2 protein-coding genes, 7 tRNA genes and 1 rRNA gene are annotated in these 8,056 nt (G+C 43.6%); 9 read left to right on the top strand and 1 reads right to left on the bottom strand.

Annotated elements, in window-relative coordinates; translation table 11 throughout:
• Positions 1 to 108: 108 nt before the first annotated feature.
• The 8 genes from BQ5364_RS17170 (at position 109) to BQ5364_RS17135 (ending at position 3,783) form a co-directional block, all read left to right on the top strand.
• Positions 109 to 3,005 (top strand): 23S ribosomal RNA (locus tag BQ5364_RS17170).
• Positions 3,006 to 3,083: 78 nt separating this feature from the next.
• Positions 3,084 to 3,157, top strand: a tRNA-Asp gene (locus BQ5364_RS17165).
• Positions 3,158 to 3,193: 36 nt separating this feature from the next.
• Positions 3,194 to 3,266: transfer RNA gene (locus BQ5364_RS17160), tRNA-Val, on the top strand.
• Between the two features lie 27 nt (positions 3,267 to 3,293).
• Positions 3,294 to 3,366, top strand: a tRNA-Thr gene (locus tag BQ5364_RS17155).
• Positions 3,367 to 3,370: 4 nt separating this feature from the next.
• Positions 3,371 to 3,452, top strand: a tRNA-Tyr gene (locus BQ5364_RS17150).
• 69 nt (positions 3,453 to 3,521) lie between these two features.
• Positions 3,522 to 3,595, top strand: a tRNA-Met gene (locus tag BQ5364_RS17145).
• 8 nt (positions 3,596 to 3,603) lie between these two features.
• Positions 3,604 to 3,676: transfer RNA gene (locus BQ5364_RS17140), tRNA-Phe, on the top strand.
• Between the two features lie 34 nt (positions 3,677 to 3,710).
• A tRNA-Lys gene (locus BQ5364_RS17135) sits at positions 3,711 to 3,783 on the top strand.
• A 92-nt stretch (positions 3,784 to 3,875) separates the two neighbouring features.
• Here BQ5364_RS17135 and BQ5364_RS17130 read toward each other — a convergent pair.
• Positions 3,876 to 4,478: a formate/nitrite transporter family protein gene (locus BQ5364_RS17130; protein ID WP_022249892.1), complete on the bottom strand. Its 603-nt coding sequence runs from the start codon at positions 4,476 to 4,478 to the stop codon at positions 3,876 to 3,878.
• 212 nt (positions 4,479 to 4,690) lie between these two features.
• Between BQ5364_RS17130 and carB the strand changes: the two genes are divergently transcribed.
• Entirely contained in the window at positions 4,691 to 7,915 is a 3,225-nt protein-coding gene (gene carB / locus BQ5364_RS17125; RefSeq protein WP_004614430.1) for a carbamoyl-phosphate synthase large subunit, read from the top strand.
• The last annotated feature ends 141 nt before the right edge of the window (positions 7,916 to 8,056 follow it).

Genomic DNA, 8,056 nt, shown 5'->3' with positions numbered 1-8,056 from the left:
TAATAATTAACTCATTCGAACACAACGAATTAAAAAAATGACCTATTACCAACGCACATCACGCTAGGTGTGTGTAGCAGACATCCATTCCCGTGGATGGAAGCAGTTGGTTATGCTAGAAAGAGCGTATGGTGGATGCCTTGGCACTAAGAGCCGATGAAAGACGTGATAAGCTGCGAAAAGCTTCGGGGAGGAGCAAATATCCTACGATCCGGAGATATCTGAATGGGGAAACCCGGCGGAGCAACCCTCCGTCATCTTAACGCGAATCCATAACGTTAAGAAGGGAACCCGGTGAACTGAAACATCTAAGTAGCCGGAGGAAGAGAAAGAAACATCGATTCTGTGAGTAGCGGCGAGCGAAAGCGGAAGAGCCCAAACCGACCTGCGTGCAGGTCGGGGTTCGGACTGCAAAATTGACGAGCGAGTCTAATGGAAAGGTTTTGGGAAAGCCTGCCAGAGAGGGTGAAAGCCCCGTACATGAAAGACGAGTGAGCATGGCAGTATCCAGAGTACCACGAGACACGAGAAACCTTGTGGGAATGAGCGGGGACCACCCCGTAAGGCTAAATACTCCTTAGTGACCGATAGCGCATAGTACTGTGAAGGAAAGGTGAAAAGGACCCCGGGAGGGGAGTGAAAGAGAACCTGAAACCATATGTTTACAAGCTGTGGAAGAGCTTTACATGCTCAACCGCGTACTTTTTGTAGAACGGTCCGGCGAGTTGCGCTGGCTGGCGAGGTTAAGGACTGAAGGTCCGGAGCCGAAGGGAAACCAAGTCTGAATAGGGCGAATATAGTCAGTCGGAGCAGACCCGAAACCGGGTGATCTACCCATGTCCAGGTTGAAGTTGCCGTAAAAGGCAATGGAGGACCGAACGCACATCCGTTGAAAAGGGTGGCGATGAGGTGTGGGTAGGGGAGAAATTCCAATCGAACCCGGAGATAGCTGGTTCTCCTCGAAATAGCTTTAGGGCTAGCCTCATACGAGTCTTGCGGAGGTAGAGCACTGAATTTCCTAGGGGGCGTCAAAGCTTACCGAAGAATATCAAACTCCGAATGCCGCGTAGATGATGTATGGGAGTCAGACTATACGAGATAAGTTGGATAGTCGAAAGGGAAAGAGCCCAGACCACCGGCTAAGGTCCCAAAATGTGTGTTAAGTGGAAAAGGATGTGGGATTTCGAAGACAACCAGGATGTTGGCTTAGAAGCAGCCATACATTAAAAGAGTGCGTAATAGCTCACTGGTCGAGAGGTCCTGCGCCGAAAATGTCCGGGGCTGAAACACACTACCGAAGCCGTGGAATCATCGCAAGATGATTGGTAGAGGAGCATTCTTAAAGAGAAGAAGCTGTACCGGAAGGAGCAGTGGATTTTTAAGAAGAGAGAATGCCGGAATGAGTAGCGAGAGGAAGGTGAGAATCCTTCCGGCCGAATATCTAAGGTTTCCAGAGTAAAGCTGATCTGCTCTGGGTAAGTCGGGGCCTAAGGCGAGGTCGAAAGACGTAGTCGATGGATAACAGGTTGAAATTCCTGTACTATGATATGACAGAACTGTGGGGACACGTGTGGAAAGCGGAAGCCGGGAATGGAAAGACCGGTGCAAGCAAGGTAGGAGACTGGTTGGCAAATCCGCCAGTCAATCTGAAGATGTGATGCGTACTGAAATATAAGTAAGGAAGTCCGTGAGCCATGCGTCAAGAAAAGCCGCTATTGTTCATATCGTACCCGTACCGTAAACCGACACAGGTGGATGAGGAGAGAATCCTAAGGCCGACGGGAGAAGCATTGTTAAGGAACTCGGCAAAATGACTCCGTAACTTCGGGAGAAGGAGTGCCAGTGAGAGCTGGCCGCAGAGAATTGGCCCAAGCAACTGTTTAGCAAAAACACAGGTCTATGCAAAACCGAAAGGTGAAGTATATGGGCTGACGCCTGCCCGGTGCTGGAAGGTTAAGGGGAGAGGTTAGCAGTAATGCGAAGCTTTGAACTTAAGCCCCAGTAAACGGCGGCCGTAACTATAACGGTCCTAAGGTAGCGAAATTCCTTGTCGGGTAAGTTCCGACCCGCACGAAAGGCGTAATGATTTGGGCACTGTCTCGACAATGCACCCGGTGAAATTGAAATACCAGTGAAGATGCTGGTTACCTGCGCCAGGACGGAAAGACCCCATGGAGCTTTACTCCAGCTTGATACTGGGATTCGATATTGCATGTACAGGATAGGTGGGAGACTAGGAAGCGGTGACGCCAGTTGCCGCAGAGTCGCTGTTGGGATACCACCCTTGCAGTATTGGATTTCTAACCAGCAGCCGTGAACCGGCTGGGGGACAATGTCAGGTGGGGAGTTTGACTGGGGCGGTCGCCTCCGAAAGGGTATCGGAGGCGCTCAAAGGTTCCCTCAGAATGGTTGGAAACCATTCGAAGAGTGCAAAGGCAGAAGGGAGCTTGACTGCGACACCGACGGGTGGAGCAGGTACGAAAGTAGGACTTAGTGATCCGGTGGTATAAAGTGGGATTGCCATCGCTCAACGGATAAAAGCTACCCTGGGGATAACAGGCTTATCACTCCCAAGAGTTCACATCGACGGAGTGGTTTGGCACCTCGATGTCGGCTCATCGCATCCTGGGGCTGGAGTAGGTCCCAAGGGTTGGGCTGTTCGCCCATTAAAGCGGTACGCGAGCTGGGTTCAGAACGTCGTGAGACAGTTCGGTCCCTATCCGGCGTGGGCGTAGGATATTTGAGAGGAGCTGACCTTAGTACGAGAGGACCGGGTTGGACTGGCCGCTGGTGAATCTGTTGTTCTACCAAGAGCATGGCAGAGTAGCCAAGCCGGGAAGGGATAAACGCTGAAGGCATCTAAGCGTGAAGCCCCCCTCAAGATGAGATATCCCATAACGTCAAGTTAGTAAGACCCCTTGAAGACGACAAGGTAGATAGGACAGAGGTGGAAGTGCAGTAATGTATGCAGCTGACTGTTACTAATCGGTCGAGGGCATAACCAAAAGGTGATAGGAACAAGAAGGATGAAGAGAAAGCTTATCAAAGTGGATTGTATGTGATTTTGAAGGTACATAATATTTGGCCCGGTGGCTCAGTTGGTTAGAGCGCCGCCCTGTCACGGCGGAGGTCGAGGGTTCGAGTCCCTTCCGGGTCGTTTGTATCATTTGATACATAGAATTTAATATCTCATGGGATCATAGCTCAGCTGGGAGAGCATCTGCCTTACAAGCAGAGGGTCATAGGTTCGAGCCCTATTGGTCCCATTTATTATTGAAGTAGTAATAAACTTCGCCGATGTGGCTCAATTGGCAGAGCAGCTGATTTGTAATCAGCAGGTTATCGGTTCGAGTCCGATCATCGGCTTTTTGGATGGATTCCCGAGTGGCCAAAGGGGGCAGACTGTAAATCTGTTGGCACCGCCTTCGAAGGTTCGAATCCTTCTCCATCCATTAGGAATATAAATTCCGAAAGATAATGTATATTTTATAAATATATGCATATAATTAATTAGATATTGACGCGGGGTGGAGCAGTCTGGAAGCTCGTCGGGCTCATAACCCGAAGGTCGTAGGTTCAAATCCTGCCCCCGCAATTTTTTCTGCCCAGATAGCTCAGTCGGTAGAGCAGAGGACTGAAAATCCTCGTGTCGCTGGTTCGATTCCGGCTCTGGGCATTGCTACTGAAAGGTAGTACAAGTTAATAGTTGTGGAGCATTAGCTCAGTCGGTAGAGCACTTGACTTTTAATCAAGTTGTCCGGGGTTCGAATCCCCGATGCTTCATTTATTTTAACATTTAAGAGATTTCTTAGATGTTTTTTTATATAAAAAATTGCGTTCTATGCAATAAAAAAAGAGATAAGCTATCTCTTTTTTTATTGTCCATCTTTTGTTAATTTACAAAGAAGAATTCCACCTGTACTGTTTCCTAAGATCATGACAATCAAAGGTAAGAAGTATTTTGTTGGAGTACTAACAAGTCCAAGATAAAACATATTTGCAATACAGTGTTCAAATCCGGCTAGAATAAAAACAGATACACATAGAAAAACCGCGAGTGTTCCAAGGATATTTGGCTGTTTTTTAAATGTTGCAACTGCAATGAACATTAGCATTCCGCAGAAAACCGCAAGAAGAAATAAACTTATGTAGGTATCTGAGAGTTTGTTATCCACAATTGGTATGGCTTTTTCCACTAACCGATCATTAAGACGGGTCTGTTTGATAAGGAATGCCATGATATTTACGCCAATTGCATTGCCGATCAGAGTAATGAGAATTTCAATGTAGTTGTTTTTTCCGAGATAGCCAATCTTTCCGGTAAATAGGTTCAATTCTAGATTGATGATCGTGAAGAGACCTAATCCAAACAGAAAAGAAGCGGCGATCGAATTATCCATATTGAGATATACGGTACATCCAATCCCGATTAAAACTCCTGCAACAATTGCCTTTTTTAATGCGTTTAAGTGTTTCATAATTCCCCCTATATTCTTTTGTAATAAATTCCAGCGTTTAGTATATCATAGATTTGAACAGGTTTGTAGAAAAAATAACAAAAATATAAAATTCTTGCCTGTTAAGGCAACGAAGGAAGGGAGTTTAATTAGTAATTGACATCGCTATCACCAACATGTATAATATTTGGTGATAAAAATTTATGAGATTACGGAATAGGAGGAGAATAGATATGTCAAAGAGAGAAGACATTAAGAAAGTACTTATTATTGGTTCAGGTCCTATTATTATTGGGCAGGCGTGTGAATTTGATTATTCGGGTACACAGGCATGTAAAGCTCTTAGAAATTTAGGTTATGAAATCGTACTCGTGAACTCGAATCCGGCTACTATTATGACAGATCCGGAGACAGCTGATGTTACTTATATTGAACCTCTCAATGTTGAAAGACTTGAGCAGATTATCGCAAAAGAAAGACCAGATGCATTACTACCAAACCTTGGAGGACAATCGGGTCTTAATTTATGCTCGGAATTAGCTGAGGCGGGAGTTCTTGAAAAATATAATGTAGAAGTAATCGGTGTTCAGGTAGATGCGATTGAGCGTGGTGAAGACCGTATTGAATTTAAAAAGACTATGGACAGTCTTGGAATTGAGATGGCAAGAAGTGAGGTTGCATATTCGGTAGATGAGGCGCTTGCAATCGCAGATAAATTAGGTTATCCGGTAGTACTTCGTCCGGCGTACACAATGGGTGGAGCAGGAGGCGGTCTTGTATATAATGTAGAAGAATTAAAGACTGTATGTGCAAGAGGTCTTCAGGCGAGTCTGGTAGGCCAGGTACTTGTTGAAGAATCTATTTTAGGTTGGGAAGAGTTAGAGCTTGAGGTGGTTCGTGACTCTGAAGGTAATATGATTACAGTATGTTTCATTGAAAATATTGACCCGCTTGGTGTCCATACAGGTGACTCATTCTGTTCAGCTCCTATGCTTACAATCTCAGAAGAAGTACAGAAACGTTTGCAGGAAAAATCTCATAAAGTTGTAGATTCTGTTAAGGTAATCGGTGGATGTAATGTACAGTGGGCGCATGATCCAAAAACAGACAGAGATATCATTATCGAAATTAACCCAAGAACATCGCGTTCGTCGGCACTTGCTTCTAAAGCGACAGGTTTCCCGATTGCTTTGGTATCAGCAATGCTGGCAACAGGGCTTACATTGAAAGATATTCCATGTGGAAAATATGGAACATTGGATAAGTATGTTCCGGATGGAGATTACGTTGTAATCAAATTTGCTCGTTGGGCATTTGAAAAATTCAAAGGTGTAGAGGACAAACTTGGTACTCAGATGCGCGCCGTAGGTGAAGTTATGAGTATTGGTAAGACATATAAGGAAGCATTCCAGAAAGCAATCCGAAGCCTTGAGACAGGTCGCTATGGACTTGGACATGCAAAAGATTTTGATACAAAATCAAAAGAAGAATTGTTGAAAATGTTGATTACACCGACTAGCGAACGTCATTTTATTATGTATGAGGCACTTCGCAAAGGTGCAACTGTGGATGAAATTCATGAATTGACAAAAGTAAAACACTGGTTCATTGAACAAATGAAAGAACTTGTGGAAGAAGAAGAAGCTCTTTTAGCTTATAAAGGAAATCTTCCTTCCGATGAAGCTTTAACTGCAGCGAAAAAAGACGGTTTTTCAGATAAATATTTGAGCCAGATTTTGGAAGTAGATGAAGCCGATATCAGAGAAAAGAGAATCGAGATTGGTGTAGAGGAAGCTTGGGAAGGCGTACATGTAAGTGCTACGAAAGACAATGCTTACTACTATTCAACATACAATGCAGAAGATAAGAATCCGGTAAGTGAAGAAAAACCGAAGATTATGATTCTTGGCGGTGGACCAAACAGAATCGGACAAGGTATTGAGTTCGATTACTGCTGTGTACACGCTTCTCTTGCACTTAGAAAACTTGGATTTGAAACAATTATTGTAAACTGTAATCCAGAAACAGTTTCTACAGATTACGATACATCTGACAAGTTGTATTTTGAACCACTTACATTGGAAGATGTACTTAGTATTTATAAGAAAGAAAAACCGGTTGGAGTAATCGCGCAATTTGGTGGACAGACTCCATTGAATCTTGCTGCTGATCTTGAGAAAAACGGTGTGAAGATTCTTGGAACAGCTCCTTCTGTAATTGATCTTGCAGAGGATAGAGATTTATTCCGTGAAATGATGGAAAAATTAGATATTCCGATGCCGGAATCAGGAATGGCTGTTAATGTAGAGGAAGCATTGGAAATTGCTGAGAAGATTGGTTATCCGGTTATGGTTCGTCCGTCATACGTACTTGGTGGACGTGGAATGGAAGTTGTATACGATGCAGAAAGCATGGTTGGATACATGAATGCTGCAGTTGGTGTGACACCGGATCGTCCGATTTTGATCGACCGTTTCTTAGGACACGCAACAGAGTGTGAGGCGGATGCAATCAGCGACGGAACACATGCATTTGTGCCGGCTGTAATGGAACACATTGAGCTCGCGGGAGTTCATTCAGGGGACTCTGCTTGTATCATTCCGTCAAAATATATTTCTGAGGAAAACGTAAAAACAATTAAAGAATATACAAGAAGAATTGCAGAAGAAATGCATGTAAAAGGTCTTATGAACATGCAGTATGCAATTGAAAACGGAAAAGTATATGTTCTTGAGGCGAACCCAAGAGCATCTAGAACTGTGCCGCTTGTATCAAAAGTATGTAATGTCAGAATGGTGCCTCTTGCAATTGATATTGTGACAAGTGAATTGACAGGAAGAAAATCTCCGGTACCGGAATTGAAAGAACAGGATATTCCTTACTATGGAGTAAAAGAAGCTGTATTTCCATTTAATATGTTCCAGGAAGTAGACCCTGTACTTGGACCTGAGATGCGTTCAACAGGTGAAGTACTTGGACTCTCAAGATTTTACGGAGAAGCATTCTTTAAAGCACAGGAAGCAACACAGACAAAACTTCCGTTGGAAGGAACTGTGTTGATTACGGTAAATGACAAAGATAAAGATGAAGTAGTTGATCTGGCGAGAGACTTCGCGGATACAGGATTCAAGATTCTTGCATCTAAGCATACAGGAAAATTGATTCAGGATGCCGGAATCGAAGTAGAGATTGTGAATAAACTGCAGGAAGGAAGACCAAATATCCTTGACCTGATCACAAACGGAAAGATTGATTTAATCGTTAATACTCCGATTGGAAAAGACAGAAATGTAGATGATAGTTATTTACGTAAAGCTGCAATTAAGAAAAAAGTGCCGTATATGACAACAATGGCAGCAGCGAAAGCAACTGTAAGTGGTATTCAATCATTGAAGAAACCGGGCTGCGGTGAAGTGAAATCATTGCAAGAACTTCACAGTGAGATTAAAGATAAATAAAATATGTTAAAATAAAACTCTGATTTTTGTTGTGGTAAAAGTCAGGGTTTTATTTTTTAGTAGTCTCCTTTTTTACAATTATTTAAAAAAGTGTTTACAGAAACAAGATAGAAAAACAAAGAGTTAAGGAGTATTTTTTAT

It is taken from the genome of Coprococcus phoceensis, assembly GCF_900104635.1.
Taxonomy (GTDB): Bacteria; Bacillota; Clostridia; order Lachnospirales; family Lachnospiraceae; genus Faecalimonas; species Faecalimonas phoceensis.
The sequence above is the reverse complement of the archived record's forward strand: the minus strand, read 5'-3'. Positions and strand labels throughout refer to the sequence as shown.

Excerpts from the sequence above, each read along its gene's own strand:
- carB (WP_004614430.1), top strand. The coding sequence starts at position 4,691 with ATGTCAAAGAGAGAAGACATTAAGAAAGTACTTATTATTGGTTCAGGT.
- BQ5364_RS17130 (WP_022249892.1), bottom strand. The coding sequence starts at position 4,478 with ATGAAACACTTAAACGCATTAAAAAAGGCAATTGTTGCAGGAGTTTTA.